This window comes from Rhodopirellula sp. UH5, from assembly GCF_056839225.1.
In genome coordinates, this window is record NZ_CM166390.1 from 6666652 (window position 1) to 6691378 (window position 24727).

Genomic DNA, 24727 nt, shown 5'->3' on the forward strand with positions numbered 1-24727 from the left:
ATGATTCTATTCGCGGAAGCTCCAAACCACGCTGCCGCCAATCCAATCGTTTGTGACGAAGAAGGTTCGCTGGATCCGGTTGCTTGGCGTGGTTCAATTGAAAGCCTCGGCCAGGATTACGCGACACTCCTTCGTCACCATGAAGACCGAATGCTGCGTGTGCACGAGCATCGTGGCCAAGTTGAGATCCGAGGGCGAGAACGAGTTGGCGTCATTCGTTTGCCCAGCGGCCGACAAGTCTTGATTCGGACCAAAGTGGCAGGATTGGTGCTGCTTGATTGGCTGGTCTATTTGGGCGAATTTCCGGACCTTCAATTTTGGGAGCAAGACGGGAACGTTTCACAGAGTGCATCGTACCAGTCAGTACTCGCCGGCCTTTTCTTGCGGGAACTCGAAATCGTCACCCGCTGCCATATGCGAATGGGATTCGTCCGGTTCGATACGGAATCACCCGAACTTCGCGGACGCATTCTGAGTCGTCGATTGGCCCAGCGACCTTGGCGACTTCCGGCGATTCCTCAGACCGTTCGCGGGCGGAGCATCAACACGCCGACAAATCAAATGCTCGCAGCAGCATTGGATCGAATCCTGTTGTTCGTCGGTGAGTTGGGGAGCGAACAGCTTGCCTCATTCCAAAACCTACGACATTTCTGGTCTGGTATTTCTCGTTCCACGGAAGATCGTGAATACATCATCCAGTCCAGCATGTCGGCTCCACCTGCCGGTTACCGCCCAGCACTGCAATTGGCGAGACTGATTTTGACGGGCGCGACCTTCGGCCCAACGCACGGTTGGGGCGGTGACACCTTTACCATCTCATTGGCTCTCCTTTGGGAAAACGCGATCTGCAAGATGTGCCGCGAGCTATCCACCGAGACAGGGTGGCATGTAGCGCCGCGAAGCGAGTCCATCCGACATTGGGACGATGCCAATGGATCTGACGAGTCCTATCGGCTGATGAGGGCCGACACACTCCTTGTGAACGGTAACCAACGCTGGATCCTCGACGCAAAATACAAATGCAGCTTTGGAAATGAATCCCGAAACGACCGATTTCAAATGTGCGCGTACGCACTTGGCTTCGGTGCCAGCCAAGCCACCTTGATTTACCCTACCGCCCAAAAAGCAGAGGCATCACAAAGAGTACTCCTCTCAACTGTCTTCGGGGATGCTCCAGTGCGTGTCGATTCAATCGCGCTTCCCATGTGCTCTGGTGTGATGGCCTGCATGTCCGAGCTCGGTAGATTTCTTGCAACACGCACCGACGACAATTGCATTAGGGACCCGTTCGGAAACAACTTCGGGAAACGTGTAAACTGATCTCGTCACTTTTCACGGAGGCCAGCGATGAAGAATGTTTACGGATTCGATGTAGAAACGCAAATGCGGAACTTGTACGAATCGCTCAGCGAGAAGGACCGACGACGGTATGCGGCCATTGAAGCGAGCAAGTTAGGGCATGGTGGGATCGCTTACATCGCCGAGTTGTTCGATTGTCATCCCGATACGATCACGCAGGGCAAGCGTGACTTGCAACACTTGCCCCATGATGAGGCCCAAGGACGAGTCCGTAAAAAAGGGGAGGCCGTCCATTTGCTAGCAAAAGCCAGCCGGGGGTCGTTGAGGCGATTGAAGCTGAAGTCAAGACGCAAACAGCTGGATCGCCGGTCCGCGACGGTCAAGTCTGGACCAACATCGGGCTGCGAGTGATTGCCTCGGCCATCGATCGACTTGGGTTTTCGCTCTCACCGGGCGTGATCGCTAATATCCTTCGTAGAAACCTGAAGCTGGGCCGTCGCAAGATTTCCAAAGACATTCCTTTGGGTGCCAGCGAGTTTCGCCAGTCACAGTTCGACCGGTTGCAGCACCTTCGCCAGGAATACGAACGACTCGGTTGGCCAATCCTGAGCGTGGACACGAAAAAGAAGGAGTTAATCGGTCAGTTTTCCCGCAGCGGACGCGCTTGGACGGATGGATCGCTTCATGCTTTTGACCATGACTTCGGGACCTACAGCAGCGATCCAAAAGCAATTCCCTACGGCGTCTACGATACAGTTGCCAACGAAGCGTTTGTATATTTGGCGACGGGCGCTGACACCGGTGAGTTAGCTGCTGATGCGGTTCGCCGGTGGTGGCATCGAATGGGACGAACCCGTTACGCCGATGCCGGGGGAATGCTGCTCTTGGCCGACTGTGGTGGCAGCAACGGCTACCGCGTTCCGCTTTATCGCGAACGTCTGCACCGCGTGGCGGTCACCCTTGGAATCCCAATTCGCGTCGCTCACCTGCCTCCGTATTGCAGCAAATACAACCCGATCGACCATCGCCTGTTCTGTCATCTCACACGAGCGATCAGCGGACGGCTCATCGAATCACTCCCATGGATGCAGACGCTGATTTCGAAAGTCTGCACTCGCACCGGCTTGAGGGTTGTCTGCGAGTTGGCTCGCAAAGTCTATCAATCTGGAATCAAGGTAGAGAAAGCATTCAAAAACAACGAACCGACTCAGCGGGACTCAAGCCTCAGCAAATTCAACTATGTTGTGCCGTGTTGAAATCCCGAAGTTGTTTCCGAACGGGTCCTAGGTAATGCAAACAGCTCGATCACATCGAGTACCTCTTAAACTTCGCATTCGGAATAGTCGAGCTAAACGCAAGTGGATGTCATAGGATCTCTCCTAGGTTTGCTGGTCCCATCTCGGATCTTCGCGAAACGACGGCTGCACGTCGCGGCATAGCTGTTCCAAATGATGGGCCAGTTGGCTGACGCGCGTATCTGAAAATACCTGACGTGACTGGACGAAGAATCGCTTGGGTTTGACCGGGTTGATCACAAACACCTTGCCGCGGCCGATTCGGTTGGCGACGAACCAGCCAGGAAGAGCCAAGATTGGCTCGGCTTCAACGGTCTCGCCCATCGCCGCTGACAAATGTTGCGAGAGCCAACGGGATTCCGTCTCAAGCTGCTTATTGGGAATTCGCCATTTGAAGTCAGGGAATCGAATCTCGTCTTTTTCGTGATCCACAACGACCTCCGCCTTACCCTCGCCTTCTTTCGGTTTGCCTCGCATCTTCGTATTGACCGTGAATACGCCGCTGCAGCTGACCACGACATGGTCAATGTTGCCGTATGGAAATGGGATGTCATGGAAAACTCGACAACCGTCCAGCATCAACTGGTCCAGCTCTTGGCCAGTCGCCAGTTCACCCTCCAGCCCAAGCTTAAACTGGCGAAGCTCTTCGAGTCTTTTGATAAGCGTGCGACCAATCACGAGCGAAATGCCAACGGCAGCGACAATGCCTGCAACGACTCGTCCGGCGTTTTCGGGTGTTCCTCGAAAATAAGAATCCGACAAGTGTGCTACACAGATGAGTGCAGGGAGCAGCATCCATGCGGTAAGTATTGAATCCACTTCGATATCGAGCTCATCAATCTTTTTGCGCAGTGAATGACCAGGGCTTCGTAACAGTGTCCGCGTCAGAGGGTTCTGGCGAGTCTTCTGTGACTGCAGCCGACGCCAATAGGCAACACACACCACCAGTGGCAGCATGCCCAGCACGAAAACTAACACCGTGCCGACTAAAACGGCCAGCCAGCCCACAATTGCCCCCATTGCGATCAATGTTGCTATCCTCCCATTCCGATCGACGACTCCAACGCTTCCAGCGTCTGCTCATCTATCGCTGCCAACCTTTGCTCGATATGCACGGCACGTGTATGGTGGGCGTTAGACTCGTCTCCCGCTAACACGGCACAAACTCCTCGATCCATGCAAAGTCCGGATTCTTCGCGAAGAGTATTTTGAGCATGCAACGTTTTGCTCCTGCGAAATTCTCTTTCTTGTGAATCATTTTGCAAATTGCTGCAATGTGTTTGTCGAAAACGTTCTTCGCTTGTTGATTAGGATTCGCTCCATCACGGTTCCAAAGCTGGAACTGAACATTCGCGTTCTTCACCTCCTTCTCAATATCTCGCATCGCCTTCGCCCTCGCCGATTTGATCTCCTTCTTTTTAAGGTGATAGAGCCAGATCGTAGCTTCGACTCGTCGTTGATCGAGGTCATTTGGCTGTCGTTTCACGCTCGAGCAACTCGGGGAACCGTCGGAATCGAACCAGAGCAGCTGCACATCCGTCGGAGATGCGGGATCCAAAATCAACTTGCATTCATTTATCTGCGGTGTTGGCGTTTTCTCAGGTGCTCGATTGCCTTCGATTGGAAAATAGTCCCACTTGCCCCCGTCGGTGGTCTCGTCAATCCGTCGGACGTTGGCATGTTGGCACGTGAGACGATAGTTCTCTAGCTCAAAGGCAAGCCACCAATACCCGTCCGTTGACTTCCCTGTTTTCTTGAGATTCTCATCTACCTCGCGGACAGCGCCTTTCGGTCGAAAGTGGTCAACGTGGGGGTCAGCCCCTTCCAGTCCAACTTCGGTGTACCAGCACTTGTGCCCAACTAGCTTGCTTAATGCTTCGCGAAGATCGCTTGCTCCCCACGTTTCAATGCGTTTCTCTTCGATGAACTCCGAACGCTTGTTTGCATCCTTCGCTACTAGATCTTCTGTGAGCTTCTTAGCGTTATCCACCCAGTCGTCTAAGTTCTCAAGGTCGTCTAAATCTATGTGAATCACTCGACTGCCCCTTCGGCTTCTTCGTAAAGTCGGTTGGCCAATGCCTCTACAATCCTCGATCGTTTTGTAGTCTCCTCGCTGGAATTGAGCACTTTGTCGAGTGCCATCTCGTATGCCTGCATCGCGATATTTCGATAGGGGTCTGGCGATGTTTCAAGGATTTCCAAAGCAGGGACTTCGGCTCGTAGTTCGGCGAGCCGTTTATCTCGCTTTTTGGTCTTCTTCTGCTGGGAGAGCTGGTACATCTCTTTCAGGATTTCCAAACTATATGGATCGAGCTGGCTCTCCAGTCCGTACAACTCACTCGTGAGCACGTTCGCGACTCCGGTTCCTCTTGGATCGTCTTCGGGTTGTTGGGCAGAGACTTGTCCGGCTTGATTTCGAGAAAGAACACGTATCTGCTCCTTGCGCAGCCCTGACACCAGTAAAGGATCATGAGTTGAGATCAGCGTATGACTGTTTTCAAACAGGCCAGCAAGCTCAGCTAGATAGAGCATGTAGTTGACTGACCACGTTGGGTTGAGGTGAGTGTCAGGTTCGTCGAGCAGATAGAGCGAATGATCGTTCATGGTAAATCGCATCAGGCCGAGAACTGTCAAAAGCTGTTGTTCGCCTTCGCTCAATTCTCGAGTGTGAATCGCGTTGTCTGCGCCAAGCACGTTCACTCGAACTCGAAATGACTCTAAAAGATCGCTTAGCCGCATCGTATCCAATGCTTGAAACAAGTCCCTTGGGTCGTTGGAGTATTCAGCCGCGAGCTCCGCGAGGGCTTCTGAATCCGGGATGTACAGATAGATTAGCTCTCGAGTTTCGTACTTTTTGACACCAATTCTCACGCGTTCAGAGCCGACGAAAGCGCCGAGTGAATGGCTCAAAAAGCGATCAAGCAAGACTCTTACAGGTCCGGTGGCGCCCCAGAAATCATCCGCTGTCGTACCCTTCCGCGCCCAGATTGGTTTGTGAACGACAAGTAGGACGGAATCAAAACCAGTGATGCGAGGTTGTTCCTTTAAGAACTGCTGAACCGCGTCATCCTTTGAGAAATAGAACGCAAGCAAAGAAAACAAACCATGCTCGGGTCTCGCATAGACGAATCGGCGAAACTCCAATCGAGTTGGATCGTTGAGTTCATTTGCTTTCTTGTTCAGCGTTTTATCAAGCGCCTGATCGTCATGCTTGTAGAACAGCTTTTTAAAACGATCGCTCTCACCCGAATAGTAGGCGACGAGGTATCGCGGAATATATTCCTCTACCAGCTTTTTCTTCGCGAGCCGCTTACCATCCAGCGTTGCCTTTGGCTTTCCATCTTCCTGACAGCTCAACGCAACGACTTGGGATTTGATGCGATATTCGATTTCGTAAGCGAAATCCGATGAATCATCTAAGTCAATTGTCGTAAAGATGGCAACAAGAGATTCGAGGAAGTTGCTTTTTGCCGCACCGTTTCGCCCAATCACAATGGTGGCGTCTTCGTCTGGCGAAAAGTCGATTTCAAATCCGTTCAAATTCTTAAATGGACTCTTGATTGCAAGTCGGATTAGCCTCATTTGACTCTCCGTATCGGCTGGTTAAGCCCTTCAGAGAAATCAAGTGCACCGCCATCGCGCGATTCACGTAGAAGCTGAAAAAACAAGTCAACGTCTTCAGCGAGCCTGCTGGCTGACAGGAGTCGGTCCGGCGTCGTCTGATCGCCCTTCTTTGCAAAGAGTTTGACAAGATCCGTTGACGATGAAACGGGTTCTTTAGCAGACCTCAACTGATCCGTGTGTATCGAATCCGTAGCTTTCGATGACTTTGTTTTTGAAGCTGCCATTTCTGTTTCCTGTTCGGTTCCCAGAATTTGATGGATGAGGGCGGTAAGGAGGGCGTCAGTGGAGGACTGACGGGAACGCAATCGCGCGGACAACTCGTCGCACTGAGACAAAAGGGCGGATACCTTCGACACGATCCGCTTTTGTTCGGCGAGCGGAGGCAACGGCACGGGTAGCGCAGCAACTGACTGTGTATTGAAATGCGGAAGTGCTACGCCCACAACTTGTTCGTCAGTATTCCTTTTTGATGTCAGATTAAGGTAGTAGCCTAGAAATGCAGGAACTATTGCAATGGGTTGTTTTATAATGACCAAATCGGAGCAGTTGGCATCGGAAAGGGACTCAGGAATTACGCACGTCATCCCAACATTTGCGCCGCTACGGACAACGACGACATCGTTTGGTTCCAGCCTAGATTTCGATAACTGTTCGTGAAAGTCTTTGGGAATATGTACGAGTCCGAGCGAATCGTATCTGTTGACTCGGACGTTCTGGCTGCGAAGAAACGGAACTCCGTTGCTTACGTACTCATTCTTCATCGAACCAACGTGGCCAACCGTCACTCTTTGAACGACATCTACGACTCGCGCCCAGTTCCACGTTCGCGGGATTCGGAAAGGCTCGTGCGAGGCTTCGATTGGTTCAAAGCTCCACCGCTGGTTGCCCTTTCTCTGCTCAAACAACTCCGTCTGTTTTTGTTGAGCTGCATAAATTTGTTGTTCAACGAGTCCGTCCGACGGGTCTTGGGGGACGAGTTTGCCTTGGACGGCGAGCTGGAGGATGGACTGGCGGAGGTGGGGAATCGTTTCGGGCTGGTCGAGCAGGACCTCGAAGTGATCGCTCAGACGCTGCCAGCTACTTGCCAGCGTTTCCTCGGTGCTGACTTGATAACCGCGGCTGGTGGAGTGCGGCTCACTTGCTTCGCCGGTGGCGGTGGGCTGTGTGAGCGGCTCGGCAGCGGACGACGGTTTTTTGTCCGTGGATTCTGCTGAGGGGCGCTCACGGTCTTCACGGCGTTCTAAAGAACGGGGCGCGCTGGTCAGGCTCGCCAGCACGCTGCGGCTGGCTCGCTCTCGCACACTCTCTCGCGCCCGCCGCGCGTCTTCCAACGTATCGCACAACGACATCAGTCCCTCCACCTTCGACACGATCCGCCGCTGTTCGGCTATGGGAGGAAGTGGAACTTGGATTTCCTTAAGGACTTTTGTATTGATTCCAGCCTGGCCGATCCATCGGTTGCATAGATTGAAGAAGAATTGAGTTTTTAAAAGGTACTGAAAATAACCAACTAGAAAACTCGGATCAACGTCCTCCTTCAATCGAATTAACGTTAAATGATTGCTGAACGCATAGTCGTAATCTTGATCGACCAAAGCCGTCTTTCCGACAAGTTCCTGACTGTTCGTGTTATTGAAGATCACGTCACCCTTCTTCAGGTGCGCTTTTTTGGGTTCGATCTTGTCAGGATTGACTCGTATAATGAGGTCAAAATTCAGCTTGCCGTCTGTAGCGATATTATGAGTACGGAGATGGACGTAACCGCCTTCTTGAATGTGTTGCTTTCCGCAAGCCGCGCCTGGGTGAATTGTGGTAGCGATGTCGGCAACTGTTTTGGCTTCCCACTGTTCGTAGGGAACGGCGTCCGAATCCGGTAGCTTGCCTTGAAACGCCAAGCCAAGAGTTAGGCCACGCAGCTTCTCTACTCCCTCCGGCAACTCCACAAACGACTCAAGGTTGTCGAAGAACGGCTTTAAGCCGGGAGTCTGGCGGACCGCTTCCTCCCATGCCGGCGACTCCCACGGGCGAGCTGACTTCGAGGAAGATTTGGATGACGACTTGGTGGCGGTGCGCTTCTTGGATGGTGTGGATGGCTTACGATTCGTCGCGGTGTCGCGGAGGCGCTTGCTCATGACTGACCTCCACGGTGGTCGGCTTCCAATCGCTGACGCTCGGTTTCGAGTTGGGCTTGCAGGGTTTCTTTGCTGGGCAGTTGTAATTGGTAACGCGAGACAAACAGCGAATTGTCCATGCCCGCCAGCGCGTACTCGACCAGTGATTGGTTACGCTCGGTGCAAAGCAAGATGCCGACCGGCGGATTGTCGTCTTCGCCGCGAACATTGCGGTCGTACCAACTGACGTACGTGTTCAACTGGCCGATGTTTTCGTGACTGAATGACTCCAATTTCAGCTCGACCAGCACGTGGCACTTGAGGATGCGGTGGTAGAAGACCAGGTCGATGAAGTTGTGGGTGGCGCCGATCAGGATTCGCTTTTGACGGGACTCGAAGCAAAAGCCTTCACCAAGCTCCAGCAGAAAATCTTGCAGCTTGTCCAGAAGCTGAGCTTCCAGATCGGATTCGCTCATGACCTCAGTGGGACGCAGGCCGAGGAACTCGAAAATGTACGGGTCGCGAATGACGAGTGCCGATGGCTGAGTTTCGGCGGTGGATGCGGTGAGTTGATCCAGTTTCTGTTTGTCGGCAGACAGTTCGCTGCGTTCGTAAAGCAGGCTGGCGATCTGTCGCCGAAGTTCGCGGACGGACCAGACTCCAGAGATGCACTGGGAGGCGTAGAATTCGCGTTTTTCGGGGGTGTCGAGAGCCATCAGTTCAGCGATGTGACTGAAGGCCAGCTTGGTGATGATGTCGGACGCGGAAACTTGATTTGGATCGTCAGAAATGGGAGACTGTGTCTCCCGAATTGGCTCGCCAGGCCCTAAGTCATTGACTGGCAGTAGCTTGCGAAATTCGGGAGACAGTGACTCCCGAATTCGCGGATAGGACTGATAGAACTTCCGATAGCGTCGTAGTTCCCTCGCTTCGGAACGGCTGCCGCCCGCTTCCCCCAGCTCTTTGGAGAGCCGATTGAGCAATTTGTCGCCGTAAGTGGCTCGGTCTTCGCCGTTTTGTTCGTACTGGTGGATGTAGTAACCGATCAGCCAGTTGCGGGCCGTCAGGCTAATGTTGACCGCTCGGGATGCGTGGCTTGCCAGTCGCCCGTCGACGATCTGAATGGTGCTAAGCAGTTCGGTGAACTGAGCTGGCGTTGTGAGTTGAGTGTTATCGGCCACGGCTATTTCCCACCGTCCGATGCGGTCAACGCGGCGGCGAGTTCACTTTTGAGTTGGACCAGTGTTTCGCGGCTGGCGGTGCGGATTGACTCCAGTTCAGCCAACAGTTCGTCGGGATCGCCGGGGCCCGTGTCGGTGCTGTGCGGGTTCTTGATGTCAAGGTTGTAGCCATTCTCGATAATCTCCTCGACTGGCACCTTCCACGCAAAATCATTCGCTTTGCGACCTTTGAATCCGCCCCTGGCGTCTGGTTTACCCCACCACTCTTGTTCGGGTGCGAATTCTTTGAAATCAATCGGTTTCGTTTTGTTGTAGCTTTTGATTCCACAAGGGTAGGGATGCTCGTAGTACCAAACATCCTTGGTTGAACCCTTGGCATCTTTCTCGATCTTCGTGAAAAACAATAAGTTGGTTTTGATGCCTGTATAGGGATTGAAGACCCCGTTAGGAAGACGAACGATCGTATGAAGATTGCACTCGTCCAGGAGTTTTTCCTTGATTCGAGTCTTAACGCCTTCACCAAACAACGTTCCATCAGGCAAGACAATTCCGGCGCGACCCATCGGCTTGAGCATTGCCATGATGTACACCAGGAACAAATCGGCTGTTTCTCGCGTGCGGTATGCGCTGGGGAAGTTCTGCTCGATCCCATCTTCCTCCATGCCTCCGAAAGGAGGATTGGTCGGAATGACATCGACCCGGTGTTGCGCTCGGATTTCTTTATAAGGCTTCGCCAACGTGTTGTCGTGTTTGATCTGGTGGGGGACATCAACGCCATGGATCAGCATGTTTGTCGTGCACAAAAGATGCGGCAGTGCTTTCTTTTCTACACCCCTGATTGACTTTTGCAACTTGCGTTCATCGGAAGCCTTCTTCACGTGTTTCTTACGAACCTGTTCAATCGCACAAGTAAGGAAGCCGCCAGTTCCACATGCCGGATCAAAGATTGTTTCGCCAAGTTGCGGATCGAGCCGATCAATCATGAATTCAGTGACCGCACGAGGAGTGTAATACTCCCCAGAATTCCCTGCCGACTGCAGGTCCTTCAGTATTTGCTCGTAGACGTTTCCCAACGCGTGCCGAGCCTTCATGTCATTGAGACTAAAACCAGTTTGGATTTTGTTGATTACTTGGCGGAGCAGTGTTCCGCTTTTCATGTAGTTGTAGGAGTCTTCAAAAACTCCTCGGACTACCGCGCCCATAGTTTCAGGAGCAACTGCCTTCATCCCATTCGCTTTGCCTTGCAGAACGGGGAATAGTTCGTTGTTGACGAAGTCAGAAAGAGCGTCACCGGTGATTCCTTCATTGTCGGTGGCCCAATTTCGCCAACGCAATCTCTCCGGAATCGGTGACTTAAAACCTCGTTCCTTGACCTCCATCTCCAATTCGCGGTCGTCAAGAAATTTCAGAAATAGCATCCAGGCCAGTTGACTGATTCGCTGCGCATCGCCGTCGACGCCGACATCCTTGCGCATGATGTCCTGAATTGCCTTGACGGTTGAAGATAACGACATAAAAAGACAACCCGTCCCTAAGCTGCAAGTTCGTAAATGAGAGCGGCAAGGTCACGGATCGCTTTGTCATATCCATCCCTTCCACCGAATAGTTGGATAAGTTCGACCAACGAACCCATCTCATCAAAAGGCTGTACGCGAAGAACGTCAATGTCTTCGATCGCCTTAATCCCCTGGTTGGCATACTTCATGAGCAGTGCCTCCAGAACGGCGCGGGCCTGGTCCCCATACTGGCCGAAGTAATCTCGCTTCTGGACATTGTTTGCCCGTTCTTTCCGCGTGAGTGCCGGCCGGTCGAACGCCACGTGGCAGACCAAGTCAAATGGATCGAATTCTTTCCCGACCGCTTTGGCGAGTGCTCGAAACTCAACGCCTTCCTTTTCCAACTCAGAAATGATCGCCGTTTTTTGTTCGCTCACGGTCCAGTCGTTTAGGAAATCGTCGAGTGTCTTGTATTTGCCAGTCACCGCGCGCCGTGTGTAGTCTCGCAAGGATTCCGTGATCAATTTCCCAGAATCGTCGTAGTGACTGACTTGTTCTGTTGTTATCGTGAACGGGACATCGTTGACAACGACCTTGGATGACTCATAGCCTTCGCCGTCTTCGGCAACCATCGGAAAGTCCAAGTCGTCGGGTCGAGCTAGCGACTCGTCATCGTCTTCGATTTCTGTGTCGTCGAGGTGCTCGTTCTCCGGGTCTCCATCTGGGAGGATATCGTCGCCATCACGCGGTTCGTAAATCTGCACCGGGTCGCCGTCAAAGTCCTTGTCGGCAAACTTTTTGGTGGCATTTCGGAAGTCGATGATGGTGAAGAACGTTTTATCGTAGTCTTCGTCGATACGAGTCCCTCGACCGATGATTTGCTTGAACTCTGTCATTGATTCAATCGCCCGATCCAGAACGATCAACTTGCACGTCTTTGCATCGACTCCCGTGCTCATCAATCGTGATGTGACAGCGATGACAGGATACCGTTCTTCGGGATGGATGAAGTTGTCTAACTGACGCTTTCCAACTGGGTTGTCGCCTGTGATGCGCATGATGTATTTCGAGTCCTCGACGACAAATTCGCTTGCCTCATTGGCAACCATGCCCCGCATTCGTTCCGCATGATCAATGTCCTCGCAGAAGATGATGGTTTTGTCGTAGGGACTCGTTTTGCGAAGGAACTCTACGACCCGCCTTGCGACTTCCTCATTGCGTCGGGTCATGACGATGTTTTTGTCCCAATCCTTCTTGTTGTAGACGCGATCTGGAACATCTTTTCCTTTCGCGTCCTTCTTCCCTTTTTCAGGTCGCCAAAAGTCGTCTTTGTCAAAATTCACGCGAATAACGCGGTACGGAGCGAGGAAGCCGTCAGCGATCCCCTGCTTCAAGGAATACTTATAGACTTCCGTGCCAAAGTACTCGGAATTGGAAATTCGCTTTGTTTCTTTGGGTGTCGCGGTTAGACCGATCTGAGTCGCTGATGAGAAGTAAGCGAGAATTTCACGCCATTCCGAGTCTTCATCGGCACTGCCGCGGTGACATTCGTCGATCACAATGAGGTCGAAGAAGTCTTCCGAGAATTGCTTATAAAGCTTCTTCGATTCATCTGGGCCAGTGATCGCTTGATAGAGCGACAAGTAGATCTCGTACGATGTGTCGACGATGCCTCGCTTCGTATCGACGGCCAACTCAAGTACTTCTTTGGTTCCGTCGGATCGCTCGATTGTCTTGGACTTTTTGCTGAGCTTCGCCATTGCTCCTTTGAATGGCTTGAAATCGTTAACCATCGTTTGATCTACGAGAACATTGCGATCCGCGAGGAAGAGAATTCGCTTCTTCGTCCCAGCTTTCCAAAGACGCCAAATGATCTGGAACGCGCAAAAGGTCTTGCCGGTCCCCGTTGCCATCGTCAAGAGAATCCGGTCCTGCCCTTTCGCGACCGCTTCCAAGGTTCGGTTGATGGCATTCGTTTGATAGTAACGAGCGCGTTTGCCGTCAGGGTCGACGTAGTAGTCCTGAGACACGAGGAGCGATTTGCTCTTCGGGATTTTTTTCCAAGCACAGTAGCGGTGAAACAAATGCTCGGGCGACGGAAATTCATCGAGCCCTAGGTCTTTCTCTAGCTCGCTACCGGTCAGAGTTTTGTCGTGGAAGCGAAACCCGTCTCCGTTGGAGGTAAAGACGAAGGGGATGTCAAGCAAATCCGCATACTCAAGTGCTTGGTCCATGCCGTCGCACAAGCGGTGTTTATTGTCTTTCGCCTCAACGACAGCCAGAGGAATGTCGGGCTTGAAATAAAGAATGTAGTCAACTTTCTTGGCCTTGCCGCGAACGGGCTGCTTGTTTCCCTTCTTACCTTTGAAAAGGATCGGACCATCGGTGAAGTAAAATTCTTCACGGATCTGTGTCATCAGATCCCAACCGCCGCCCTTGATTGCTGGTGTGATGAATTTCGTGCGGATATCGGTTTCGGTAAGCTGTTTCTTGTCTATCTTTTTCACTCGACCATGCCCTACGACAAGTTGCTACCGCGGTTTTCGTGATCCCTTTGCGTGAGTGTCCGCAGCATCAAGAAGTTTCTTCAGTTCTTCCGGCGAATAGAGACGATATCCGTTCAATGGATGTCGACGCTCTTTTAGCTTTCCGGATCTACCCCAGTTACGAAGGGTGTTCTGCGAAACTCCAAGGAACTCCGCTGCTTCTTTGATCGTGAGGTATTCGTTGAGCTTCGTCACGTTTACTCCATTCCTCCCGGTTCGACGCAGCAATAGCCTGCAAAACCTTACCAAACCCGCTACGTGGCTGCAATCACGTCAACACCATGGATACGGAGCAGCCTGGCCCGCACCGGGACGCTTGCCCGTCGAGCTGGTCGACACGTTGAACTAGTCCCGTATGCAGACGGATACTGTCGTCTCCGCCCTATTTCGGTTCGACCATGAATAGCGTTACCTCTTGCGTGATGATCGCTCGGTGGGCGGTGGCAGGACCAGCAGGAATCGAAAGTGCGTCACCCTCGCGAAAGACTACGTGTGAATCGGTGAACTCGATTGCAAACTCGCCGTTGACGACAAAACCGACATGTGCCTTGGTGCAGGGTTCGGTCTCTTGAAATGGCGGTGAGAACTGAACTAAGCGGACTGTCTGGTTTGGAGCATTGAAACGCTTTTCTCTCGCCCCAGGAGCGATTTCGACCCACGGAAAGTCGGCGAAGCGTTTGAGCACATCATTCATACCGGTTGTTCTCCTCGGCTGAGGCGGTCGACTCGCTTGAGGATGGTTGGAAACCGATGGGGGCCGTGCATGGCAGCGATCTTGCTAGCCGCCTGGGCGACAGGAATGCCGGCAGATGTGATGTATAGCGGTCGAGTACTTCCGCCTCGCTGTAGCTCGTGAGCGTGCAGTGATCGCTTGAATGGATTCTTGGCGACGCCGATCACGGGAGTCGTTTTATTTAGAACATCGTGAAGGTATTTACCGAGGCCAGGATGGTCCAGGTCGTCCAACCAGACGTAACCATCAATGACGATGTGCGTTGGAGGACTTGGAAGTTCGCTAAGGACCGCTTTGATACACGGCAATTCACGAATATAGAACTGACCAGGCTGATAGTCTTCGACGGCATCGACATTGACGACGAATTCGCTCAATGATGTTGCATCGCTCCAGTCGTTGATGACAACGCAGGCAGCGATCGCTGTCGTTGGATCAGTTTCGGACTCGGTGTAGCCGACGTCGATGCAGGCGATTGTCATTGTTGATTGATGATGGTTGGGTTCACGTTTCGTTCTCAGTCAAGATAACGACTCTCGCGTCCACATTGAGAACTTGTGTTTCGCATGAGAGTTCGGCGAGCGGTTCCGGCCAGTGTGAATGGCCCCTGACAACAAGCGTGTTCTCGTATTGCCCTGGACCCTGTTCTTCAAGGACTTCTCGGATTCGTGGTGATCCACGGAATCCACGCTCTGGAGCGTCCGGTCCATCGTGCATGAGTGTGATCGCTGGCTCCTCGCACAAGAGCATGCCCAGCGTCTCGACATAGTCGTCTTCGGTGCGTCGCCATGGACGTCTTGGGTTTCCAGTGATACCGCTCAGTCCGGTGATCGAAACGCCGCCGATCGTAACGTGGTCGTTGTCTAGGAAGTGAACCGAGCCAGTGAAGCTCGGCCGGTTCGCCCCGTCCGCGAACGTGTCGTGGTTTCCAGCGACGCCGACAACCCAGTCGAACCCAGAGGCGAACGCGTCCCAGACGGGCCGTACGTCGCCGCTGCCGCCGCGTTTGTCGAGTGCCGGGACGGTGTAGAAATCACCAGCAAGCAAAACACCGATGTCTCCCTTTGGCAGACCAAGACAGGGGAGTACATCCGCTCGCAGAATCGCCGGAAGGACTTCACCTAGAAGCCGCAGCGGTTGTCCGCCAGCCGACTCGAAGGTCTCGCGTCCTTGAAGGTCGGCCGTGACGACAATCGCAGACGTGCCCTCGGGCAATACATCAACGAATCCGCGATGAACCGGGATGACGTCGTTGTAGAAGTCGCCAGGTCCACGACCTGCATTCAGATACCGTATTTCGGCAAGCATTTTCGATTCGATGGATGTGATTCTCATAGCCAACTGAGACACTATCGCCACGCATCGGTTCAGTACAGCGTCCTCAGAGGAAACAAAAAACGCCCGCAGGGGATTGCTCCTCCGCGGGCGTTTCGGTTTTGTTCGTCTTTCGACTTACAGTTCGACGGATTCGACTTCGCGGACGAAGCGGGATGCGTCGTTTTCTAGGAACGATGCGACGACGTTGAACACGGCGTCACTGAAGCCGCCGATGTTGAGGATGTCGTCTCGCTCGGGTGCTTGCGTGGTTCCGTAGGGTTGGATGTCAATGCAGACTAGCTTTGGATCGGCAACGCCGTGTCCGCGCTGGGTCTTCTTGAACTTCTCCCACTGCGTCATCGTTGAAGTTTGACGAGTGAAGGGTGAAGTGTGAAAGGTACCGACTTGCGAAACGCCATTTGAAATCCAACTCTGGTTGTCGCTGACCAGCACGATGCCTGCGAAGGCTTGCTTCGCGTAGCGTGTGTTGGCTTCGACAAATGGCAACGAACAGTCCGTTCCTCCGCCTCCGTACTTCGACAAGCGTGCTGACAGGCTGAGGATCGAATCGCTTGGATCGACCTTTGCCTTGTAGGCTCGCGTATCGAACGGAATCACGACGCTGTCTGGGTTGCGACGCAGGATCGCTGCTGCGAACAGTGCCGCAACATCGACGCATCGCATCTTCGACGTTCCGCCCCCTCTTCCCGAACGACCCGCACGGTTGCCCGTGCCCCGGTTGCCCGTAACGGCACATCCCATCGAACCTGACGTGTCGAGTCCGATGATGACTGGTCCCGGAAGCGTGGGCACGTTTCCGCACGCGATCTCGGCAGCGTCATGTAGCGCCGTCTTGATCTTGGCTGGAACCTCGTCCGATGTGTTCATGTAGGCGGCCAGGAACTGGTACGGGAACTGACGGCTGCGAGCGATCGCGTCGCGGTCAGCCAAGTGGCCGGCCGAGGAAGACAACTGCTTCAATACACGCTATTCGAGAGCGTTGACGCCAGCGATTCATCGAGGCTCACGCCGGAGTTGGGTGGCCTTCGGAAGGTGAGCCAATGAAGGAGACCGCCAATCGCGTAGATGTCGGTCTTGGGGCCGATCGAACCAAACGCTGGGTCGATTTGCTCGGGCGTAGCGAAGCACGGAGTTCCTCCCAGTACTTGCGATGACGAATCCGCAGATGCTTGTGAAAAACCAAAGTCGGTGATTGTGATTCGATCGTTTGCATCGACCAGAAGGTTGCTCGGCGTGAGGTCACCGTGGAAAAGTCCGGCGTGATGCACGGCCCCGATGGCATCGCAGATTTGCCGGAGCCAATGGACGATCTGATTCGGCGTCACGTCGGCAACGTCCTGTAGTGAATGCCCATCAATCCACTCGCTGATGACATACGGGCCACTGTGCGGCGATTCGCCGTAACTGAGGTAGCGGATGACGCCTGAATGGTTGATTTGCGAGGCGAGGTAAATCTCGCTCAGGAACGATCCGCGAGCCGCTTCGTTCTGCCAGAACGCTTTCTGAAGGTATTTGACGGCGAACGTTCCGCCATCGGCTTGCATGCTCGCACGATAGACTTTGCCGAAACCACCGCTACCGATCAATTTGCCGAGCACGAACTCGTTGTAGTTCACTCGGCAACGTCGGCGGACTGACTGCCGCGTGTGCCGTTTCGTTCGTGCTGGCGACGTTTGGGGCCAGTCGTTCGCGAACGCGCGAAAGGCGACGACGGACGGTTCGCTCGTCGATGCCTGACGACCCAGCAAGCTCTCGATGCGTTTGGCCGGCCAAGATTTCCTCGATGATCACAAATAGATCGTCCGGTAATTCTGCTTTCAACGTCAGCAGGAATGCATCCGCCTCATCTTCGGATTCCGATTCGTGGTTGCCGAAAATTTGTGTTTGGACGCTATATAGAGAGAGACACGTACCTGATCACCTCCACGCTTGAACGCTGATTGCCGTTCAATCGAACGGGCCATCTTGCGACGAGCGAACGTCGCGAGCAGACGCCACAGCGAAACACTGCGACTGACTTCGATGCGACTGTGTCTGGCGGCGTCGAAGAAGCTGGCCATTGCCGATTGAACGACATCGTTTGGATCAATCGAGGTTTGGTCGCTTCGATTCAGGCGGCTGGCGACCAAAGCAACCAAACGCATGGCGTAGCGATCAAACAGGATTTCGGCGGCTCGCTCGTCACCTGATTTCCACTCGCGCAGCAACCAACCATCCGGCCGATCGGTTCCAAACTCGCTTTCTCACTTCCTTGGTGGCACGGTGGTCCTCCACCGTGATTCGATTTCACACGGTGGAGACCACCGTTCTACTTTAGGAGATCCCACCGAAGCGATCTTCTACGAGGACGACGTCCCGGACCAATGGAAAGGCTTCATCGAACTGAACGCCGCGAAGTCGGCGGAATGCCATCGGCTCACGAATGAAGGATGAGATCCATTTCCAATCACACCAGTCTTCTACTTCGCACTCAGCTTGGCCGCCAAATGCTCGCGTCCCAGCAGTCGGTGTACGTGGGCCAGGGCATTACGACGAGTTCGGTTGGGGTCGCTGGTGTCATCTTTGATGAATGAGGGGCGTGATGCCCGTATCGCTCGCAGGGCAAGCGTCGGATGGAAATTGCTCAGGACACGGAAGACGCGTGAATACTCTGCGATTCCGTGGAAAACATCGCACTCGTTGCATTGATGCCGATTGACCAAGCCGACAATCTCCGACCATCGCAACTGTGAAAGCAGTTGATGGCTGATGGCGATGGAATCGACGTTGACTCCGATTGTGAACTTGTGCCTGACGCTCAATTCGTTTTCAAATTCATCCAGCAACGACTGTAGGAATTGGGGCTTTTCGCGAACACGTGTATTGATTGCCAACTCAGTTACGCGGCGTTTCAAGAAATCTCTGCCTACCTCCTCCAACAACACAGGCAGCAGACTTGCGTCACCCCCGTCTTTCGTCAGCCTTGCGAGCAACCCGTCATCACCGAGCCAATTTGAATTCGTTTGCCAGGGTCCGTCATCGTACCAATCCTTCGCGACCAACTTGGAAACCTTGCCGCCAGTCGCGATTGAAGTCTGCATCTGCGAAGCAAGTTGCTCTGCAAATTGATCCACCGCTTCTGCGAAGCCATCTCGAGGATTGTGCGAGTAGCGATAGTAGGTGAGGACTTCGCCAGAATCATTCAACGCAAACAAGCAGCGGCCGATAACTTTCCCCGTATCCGTTTTTGCATAAACGACGCGTTTGTTCAAATCGACCGCATTGGCAACGGTACTGAAAAAGTTGAACGAATCGGGCGACAAGCAGGTGTCGAAATGAAAACCCATCAGAAGGAAGTCGATGACATCGCGAGTGAAGGCCAATTGATAGGGGAAACCATCGGCGGTGGTTGCGGACTGTCTGACTTGATCGCTCAACCAAGGCTCCATCCGCACTCCCGTGGCTTCCATACGCTGGCGAAACACTAGGTTTCGGGGCTCTTCGTCAAAGCTCCGAGTGGTTCGTTCCGAAGTCTCAAACAAAAGCCGGATGCCCAAGTCTTGCATGGGACTATCCAAGCCATTGATTTCGCGGAGCACGCGATCAAACGGCGGGCTGAGCCATTCATCCGGAAACGTCTTTAGGCTGAAACGTCGTTGCATCGCTGCGGCGGCGTGCAATCGAGACGTCGCTGCGTACTGTTGAAGAAGTTCAAGCTCCGTTCGCTTCCTCAACTTCTCGATCAGCTTTTCACGCCGCGCCAGCGACACGGACGGCACCTGCGTTCTCCTTCGCCGAAGGTTCGTCAGACGACCACGCATGCGGTCTTCGTCAATGGGCTGCGCAGTATCGAACGGCTCCGCGGGGTGATCCCGCTGCGCATTGTCATTCCGCTTTGCCGCACTCTCGGTAAGTTTCGATTCAAGGGCGTCGATCTGTTGGTTCAGTTTTTCCGGGGATGGAAACGCTTTGCCCAACACGCTTTCCGCGATTCGGGGTGCGTCAGCGGCTGCTTGGCCGAGTGACTCGAGAGCCGAATGGAATTCGCTCGGATACCGATTCACCCAATCCGCAGTCTGATCAAACCGCTCGCACTTCGGGATTGGCTGTTTCAGGTTATGGAGAATTGCCGTCGTTGCAGCAATCCTCGATAGAACCTTCCCATCGTTGTCAGCCAAGCGCCGTGCAATCATCCGTTTCAGATCTTTATCGTCGGCAAGCGGCTTCAACTGTGTCGCTAACTCCGTCAGATCGGGATGGTTGTCCAACGAGAGCAAGACATCGGAGATGACGTCAACCGAGTCGCCAAAGTGATACGCGAGTCGCAAATTAATCGCGGTGTAGGTCGTGTCGGGTTTCCGCGTCAAGTGCTCGATGAGTGAGCATGACATGTCCTCGTTGTCGGTCGCTTGTGCGAATTCCACAAGTGACGAAATCAATTCGGATCCGATATCCAATTGAAGGTCATAGGCAACCTTTTCCAACAGACGCACCGTGCGAATTTCCAGCTTGGGCTGATCCGCTAATTCGTCTGCTGTATCCACGACGAATTCGTTGTACGCACGTTTCTCGTCGACATGGTGGTACCAATGTTTCAGCATTGACTGGGGGATTCCACGTCGCCGAATCAATGCCGAAACCAATATGATGACTCGAATGAAGTTTCTCCGATGATCAGCCTTGTAGTTCCAGCTGTGGCACCATTTGGCAATCAGACGTATCGACAGTGCGACATGGTCAGTCGGGAATCCAGTCAAGAAATCAATCCAAAGTCTCGATTCCGTCGGACTGAACGTCTTTTGCAACTGCAGGCAATTTCCCAACGCAGTGATGGTCGCGATTCGGACGCGGTCGATCTCCGAAGTTGCTGCGACTTTTCGCTTTAAGTCACGGTAACTGAACTCCGGCTGCGGACCTTGGCCATGCCGAGGTTGCAACCGCCGCAATCGTTTCGACAATTCTTCTTCACCGGCGACGATCTTCGCCTGAGTCTCAGCGACGACGTCAACCAGCTCAGGCGTCAGGAGTTGATTGAGCAGGCCAAAACGGTCGCGTTGTTGTTTTGGACGATCGGCACAAACTTCGAGGAAAGTGGTCGTGACTAAATGGGCGAGTGATTCTTCGGACGAATCCTTCGGGAAAACGACCTCGACTTGTTTCGCTGCCTTCAGTGTGGTTTCGCACAACTGACGCAGCCGAGCGTGCGGTCGCTTCCACCGGCAGGTGCAAATCAAGGGATCAGTCAAACACCGAACGAGAACCTTCAACAATTCCGACGGGAGATTCTCTCGTACGGTCAGGATGCGAATCGGAAGTTGGAGCGGTTGTTCGCGGTTGACACTGCTGAGCAACGTGAGCTCGGCAGCATGCTGCTCAATCCACACTAATGAATCGAGATCGCAAGTTCGCTGGTCGGATAGCGTTTGGAACGTGACCGCATCCAGCAGGCTCGCGAGCTGTGGATGCGTGGATTTCATCCGACCGGCTAAGTTCGTCCAACGCGCCGGCAATACTCCGCTTTGAAGAACATCGTCACTGCCGAAAGTCTGGCCGTGGTGAACGAACCCTTTCAGCAAGCCCAACAGAAAGTCGATGCGTCTTAGCCAATCATCGGCATCATCCACAATTTTCGGAAGCGCACGAGGAAACCGATGACGCAGCTTGGTGACCGTCATTTGAGCCCGCCGTAGGTGTTCCCCGTCAATCGACCAGCTCGTGGAATCGTTTTCAGGCGTCATCGAATCGGATTGCCAGGGACAAGGATTTTCGGGTTCGCCTTCGATCTTTGTCATCCTCATCGGGTAGCCGGGCAACCAAGCCAAATCGCGTTTGAGGAGCAAACGCGCACGGGCGATCCCCGATTGAATCTTGGTGCGTTTGTTCTCAAGCGGTTGCATGGCGACTGTGAACTATTTGAAGTCCGAGTTGAGTTGGAGGTAGTTTGACCACTTGCACGACGATCGCGTGTTCAATGCAGCAACCTTCGCATCGCCGAGGCCACGCCGAGGGTAACTTCGGTCATGCGGGGGTAGTCGAGCGTTTCGGGGGTGTCGGTGGATTGGTGATAGTTTGGATTGCGGAGGAAACTGGTGTCGGTCAGCATCAGGGCGGGATAGCCCTGGTCCCAGAACGAACTGTTGTCACTGAGACGGATTTCGTTGATCTTTTCGGGCAGGCAGATCGAGAACAGGGGCATCCGGCGGGTGCCGCGTTTGAAGCCTCGCCGGAATTGCCAGTTGAGTTTCCAGGACGGCATGTTGCCGACGGCGGCCAGGAAATTGCCGCGTTGCGGGAAGAAGCGATGCAGGAACTGGGGGATCGTGGGTGGGACGATCTGCGAGCCTTTGTGCAACGCGTAGTAGCCCACCATTTCCAGGCACAACATGCCGACGATCTTGTCGCCGCGTTGGCGTGACTCGCGAGCGTGGTGTTGGCTGCCCATCGCATCGACGTTGAAGTACGGCGGCTCCTCGCAAGCGAACGCGACGTAGCGTGCGGTCCGCCGGCCGGTGTGCTCGCGCAGCAACCGGCTGACTTCCAGTAAGACGGCCACGGCCGAGGCGTTGTCGTCGGCTCCGGGTGTGGTTGCGACCGTGTCATAGTGGGCACCGAGCAAAATGATTTCGTCAGCCCGTTTGCTTCCAGGTTGCTCGACGATCAGGTTGGTGGCTTCGTCGCCGAGTGCGTCGTAGCATTCGCGATCATTGGAATAGCCCATCGCGGACCACTGGCCTTCGATGTATCCGATTGTCGCTTCGATCGTCTTCGGCTTTGTGAGCGTGCGCGGACCGATCAACCCGGCAAGTCGATCGACATGCAGGCGAAGGTTCGCTTCGATGGAATCGCGGTCGAGATTCATGGGCCCAAATTCTTCGTTTCAGTAAGGCGGTGCGAGTCGGCGGAAACCGTGGAAGAGGACGATGAGTAAGAAGAGCAGATTGCGAAACAACACCGCGATCGGATTGATACGTGGAGCTCTTGTAGTGGATCTTGTTATAGATCCTTCCACACTGGGATCTTTGACAAGATCCACTACGGCTAGGCTTTCACCAAGTGATCGCATCCAGGCGATGCTTCGTGGGTATTCCCAAATGCCGTTGATCCAATTGGACGGGATGCCGGCTTCCCCGACACCGGCACCCACGATCCCGCCCACGATTGCCGCGGTCGTATCGGCATCGCCGCCGCATTCGATGATGGCGGTGACCGCTTGTAGGAAGTCTTCCGAGTGCGACAACCAAGCGTGAATGACGACCGGGACGGTGTGGTAGGTGTAGCCGGTGATGCCCTTGGATAGCCCAAGCGAATCGGCAAACGACTTGGTTGATTCGCCAGCCGAAACGCTATCGACGGATCGACGCAGGAGATTGGTCAACTCCGAACCGTCGTCACCCACTGCATTGACAACATCGGACAGCCACAGGTTCGCATCGACCTGTTTGTGAACGCGAGAGTGTCGAGCGGCAAACGCCACCGCGATCGCACCGAACTCGGCTTTCGGATCACTGTGTGTGACACGAGAGGAAACACGCACGAATTCGAGCATCTGCGGCACGTCGTCGATCGCCGCGCCGAAGATCGCGGCTCGCATCGCCGGTCCATTGCCTGCCGAGAAGACGCCGGAGGTAGCGGGCGTTGCACCCAACCAAAGCTTGATGCCCGCACGCGCCGTTGCTTTCCCGACGCCCGCCGGCAAAGCCAGAATCCACCATCGCAGTCGACTCGCGAAGAGACGTGCGAATCGATCCACATCGCCGTTAGCTTCGATCAGCGATTGAGCCACCATGCAGGTGTGTTCGGTATCGTCCGAGATCATGCCACGCCGGAAAAAGAACCGGTACCGGTCGGGCGGCCCAAGCAACTTTGGAGCACGCTGCTTGGAAACGCCTTCGTATGGCAAGCCGAGTGCGTCGCCAACAGCGGTTCCCAGAATGCATCCGGTGATGGCGTTGCGGGTCATTGGACTTGCTCCAAGATGGATCTTTGAGTGGCGTTCAATTCGATTCCTGGCCTCACGGCTTGGACCATTGCGATCGCGTCGGACGCTGTTTGCGCTGCTCCTGACACGAGAAGCACCGCTGACGCTACCAGGCCTGTTCTTCCGTGGCCTTGGGCGCAATGAATCAGCACCGGTTTGGGCATTTGCTGAATTTCGTTGGCTAGCTCGCGGAGTTCTTTGGCGGTCGCACCCGTACCATCCAACATTGGCACGCACCGGTAGTTCTTGATGTTCCAAGCGGTGACCTCCGTCCATCAAACCGTTTCCTGAAGACACTTGGTGCTGAAAAGAGATACGCCGCGGCGACAACTCCGAATGAGAACGCGGGATAGAGCAGCACCCATGCCCACGGCCCGGCCCGCAACGCGGTGCCGGTGATTCCAATGGCCAGCAGAAGGAAGAGAAAACCGTACTTCACTCGACCATCCGTGAATCGCTGAAAAAAATTAACGCCTGGTCGAGCTCCGATCGGTCATCCTTCGAACGAACGACGACCGTCAATGCCAACGAGTCAAAGCGTCGTTCATTCGCGAGCGGAGACAATGCCTTGCCAAACTCAGCAATCGACATCGGGCCATAGCCAGTCGCGAGCGTTGGTGCGGAAACCGCCTTGGCTCCCAGATCAACCGCCATGTCCAGTGCTTTGGTAAGTGTTCCACGCACAAGGTCAACCGATGAATCATAGAACGGATCAATCGCAACCGCGTGTAGGATGCAACGAAACGGCAGTCCGCCGGACTGGCTCTGAACCACCGTTCCGGCGGGGACAGCAGACACGCCGAGGTTTTTCAGGTGCAAATGCAATTCGCCTTGAATGACTGGTCCAACCGCGGAAAAGATCGCTCCGTTGACACCGCCCGACAGATTTAGCCATGGGTTCGCCGTGGAGATCAGAACGTCGGCGGGAGTCTGCAGCACGTCACCGACCTGCGTTTTGATCTTCATGATTCAATCTCGTGATCGTTGGCTTGTTTGAAATTAGACGATGACGATACGACCAGTGAAGTTAGCGTCCGCCAGTTTATCCTTCATCGTAGCTAGCACCGCTTCTGACGACCCGCGATTCGTGCCAAGCAATACGATTGTCGAGAACACTTGGGTACGAAACAACACTGGGTACGAAACA

The 24727-nt window shown here is 54.0% G+C and carries 22 protein-coding genes; 3 read left to right on the forward strand and 19 right to left on the reverse strand.

From position 1 onward, the window contains the following. From UH5x_RS23760 to UH5x_RS23770, 3 genes are read left to right on the forward strand one after another with little or no spacing between them, the layout of a single operon-like run. On the forward strand, window positions 1-1320 hold the full coding sequence (locus UH5x_RS23760; RefSeq protein ID WP_482633924.1) for a 5-methylcytosine restriction system specificity protein McrC: 1320 nt from the start codon (window positions 1-3) through the stop codon (window positions 1318-1320). Window positions 1321-1347: 27 nt separating this feature from the next. Then, the gene (locus tag UH5x_RS23765) at window positions 1348-1710 is read left to right on the forward strand and encodes a hypothetical protein (RefSeq protein ID WP_482632733.1); all 363 of its coding nucleotides are present in this window, start codon (window positions 1348-1350) and stop codon (window positions 1708-1710) included. Beyond that, window positions 1629-2555 carry an ISAzo13 family transposase gene (locus UH5x_RS23770; RefSeq protein ID WP_482635993.1) on the forward strand — a complete coding sequence of 309 codons (927 nt, stop codon included), beginning with the start codon at window positions 1629-1631 and terminating at the stop codon, window positions 2553-2555. The genes UH5x_RS23765 and UH5x_RS23770 overlap by 82 nt, the downstream gene beginning before the upstream one ends. 123 nt (window positions 2556-2678) lie before the next feature. On the opposite strand, the gene UH5x_RS23775 is transcribed toward UH5x_RS23770, so the two are convergent. The 19 genes from UH5x_RS23775 to UH5x_RS23865 form a co-directional block, all read right to left on the reverse strand. Then, the gene (locus UH5x_RS23775; protein WP_482633925.1) at window positions 2679-3614 is read right to left on the reverse strand and encodes a nuclease-related domain-containing protein; all 936 of its coding nucleotides are present in this window, start codon (window positions 3612-3614) and stop codon (window positions 2679-2681) included. A gap of 130 nt (window positions 3615-3744) precedes the next feature. Then, complete coding sequence (locus UH5x_RS23780) at window positions 3745-4629, reverse strand: hypothetical protein (protein ID WP_482633926.1); 885 nt, start codon at window positions 4627-4629, stop codon at window positions 3745-3747. Continuing rightward, window positions 4626-6134, reverse strand: coding sequence for an AAA family ATPase (locus tag UH5x_RS23785; RefSeq protein ID WP_482633927.1), 1509 nt, complete (start codon window positions 6132-6134; stop codon window positions 4626-4628). The genes UH5x_RS23780 and UH5x_RS23785 overlap by 4 nt, the downstream gene beginning before the upstream one ends. Before the next feature lie 38 nt (window positions 6135-6172). Beyond that, window positions 6173-8350 (reverse strand): restriction endonuclease subunit S, encoded by a 2178-nt coding sequence (locus tag UH5x_RS23790; protein WP_482633928.1) that lies wholly within the window; start codon window positions 8348-8350, stop codon window positions 6173-6175. Next, a complete protein-coding gene (locus tag UH5x_RS23795; protein ID WP_482633929.1) occupies window positions 8347-9510 on the reverse strand; it encodes a PDDEXK nuclease domain-containing protein in 1164 nt (387 codons plus the stop codon). Before UH5x_RS23795 ends, UH5x_RS23790 begins: the two co-directional genes overlap by 4 nt. 2 nt (window positions 9511-9512) lie before the next feature. Further along, window positions 9513-11024: a type I restriction-modification system subunit M gene (locus UH5x_RS23800; RefSeq protein ID WP_482633930.1), complete on the reverse strand. Its 1512-nt coding sequence runs from the start codon at window positions 11022-11024 to the stop codon at window positions 9513-9515. 17 nt (window positions 11025-11041) lie between these two features. Further along, window positions 11042-13513 carry an EcoAI/FtnUII family type I restriction enzme subunit R gene (gene hsdR, locus UH5x_RS23805; RefSeq protein WP_482633931.1) on the reverse strand — a complete coding sequence of 824 codons (2472 nt, stop codon included), beginning with the start codon at window positions 13511-13513 and terminating at the stop codon, window positions 11042-11044. A gap of 24 nt (window positions 13514-13537) precedes the next feature. Continuing rightward, the gene (locus tag UH5x_RS23810; protein WP_482633932.1) at window positions 13538-13747 is read right to left on the reverse strand and encodes a helix-turn-helix domain-containing protein; all 210 of its coding nucleotides are present in this window, start codon (window positions 13745-13747) and stop codon (window positions 13538-13540) included. Window positions 13748-13934: 187 nt separating this feature from the next. Next, entirely contained in the window at window positions 13935-14246 is a 312-nt protein-coding gene (locus UH5x_RS23815) for a cupin domain-containing protein (protein WP_482633933.1), read from the reverse strand. Continuing rightward, window positions 14243-14767 (reverse strand): endonuclease V, encoded by a 525-nt coding sequence (locus UH5x_RS23820; protein WP_482633934.1) that lies wholly within the window; start codon window positions 14765-14767, stop codon window positions 14243-14245. The genes UH5x_RS23815 and UH5x_RS23820 overlap by 4 nt, the downstream gene beginning before the upstream one ends. 22 nt (window positions 14768-14789) lie before the next feature. Then, on the reverse strand, window positions 14790-15593 hold the full coding sequence (locus UH5x_RS23825) for a metallophosphoesterase family protein (protein WP_482633935.1): 804 nt from the start codon (window positions 15591-15593) through the stop codon (window positions 14790-14792). A 144-nt stretch (window positions 15594-15737) separates the two neighbouring features. Beyond that, entirely contained in the window at window positions 15738-16574 is an 837-nt protein-coding gene (locus tag UH5x_RS23830; RefSeq protein ID WP_482633936.1) for a vWA domain-containing protein, read from the reverse strand. Window positions 16575-16579: 5 nt separating this feature from the next. After that, window positions 16580-17239 (reverse strand): serine/threonine protein kinase, encoded by a 660-nt coding sequence (locus UH5x_RS23835; RefSeq protein WP_482633937.1) that lies wholly within the window; start codon window positions 17237-17239, stop codon window positions 16580-16582. A gap of 207 nt (window positions 17240-17446) precedes the next feature. Beyond that, entirely contained in the window at window positions 17447-17830 is a 384-nt protein-coding gene (locus UH5x_RS23840; RefSeq protein ID WP_482633938.1) for an ECF-type sigma factor, read from the reverse strand. Window positions 17831-18082: 252 nt separating this feature from the next. Beyond that, window positions 18083-21499, reverse strand: a complete 3417-nt coding sequence (locus tag UH5x_RS23845; protein ID WP_482633939.1) for a hypothetical protein — start codon at window positions 21497-21499, stop codon at window positions 18083-18085. Window positions 21500-21570: 71 nt separating this feature from the next. Then, entirely contained in the window at window positions 21571-22461 is an 891-nt protein-coding gene (locus UH5x_RS23850; RefSeq protein ID WP_482633940.1) for a M28 family peptidase, read from the reverse strand. 18 nt (window positions 22462-22479) lie between these two features. Further along, window positions 22480-23562 (reverse strand): ADP-ribosylglycohydrolase family protein, encoded by a 1083-nt coding sequence (locus UH5x_RS23855; protein WP_482633941.1) that lies wholly within the window; start codon window positions 23560-23562, stop codon window positions 22480-22482. Next, window positions 23559-23807 carry a dual specificity protein phosphatase family protein gene (locus UH5x_RS23860; RefSeq protein ID WP_236696550.1) on the reverse strand — a complete coding sequence of 83 codons (249 nt, stop codon included), beginning with the start codon at window positions 23805-23807 and terminating at the stop codon, window positions 23559-23561. Before UH5x_RS23860 ends, UH5x_RS23855 begins: the two co-directional genes overlap by 4 nt. A gap of 208 nt (window positions 23808-24015) precedes the next feature. Then, on the reverse strand, window positions 24016-24546 hold the full coding sequence (locus tag UH5x_RS23865; protein ID WP_482633942.1) for a macro domain-containing protein: 531 nt from the start codon (window positions 24544-24546) through the stop codon (window positions 24016-24018). Window positions 24547-24727 lie beyond the last annotated feature (181 nt).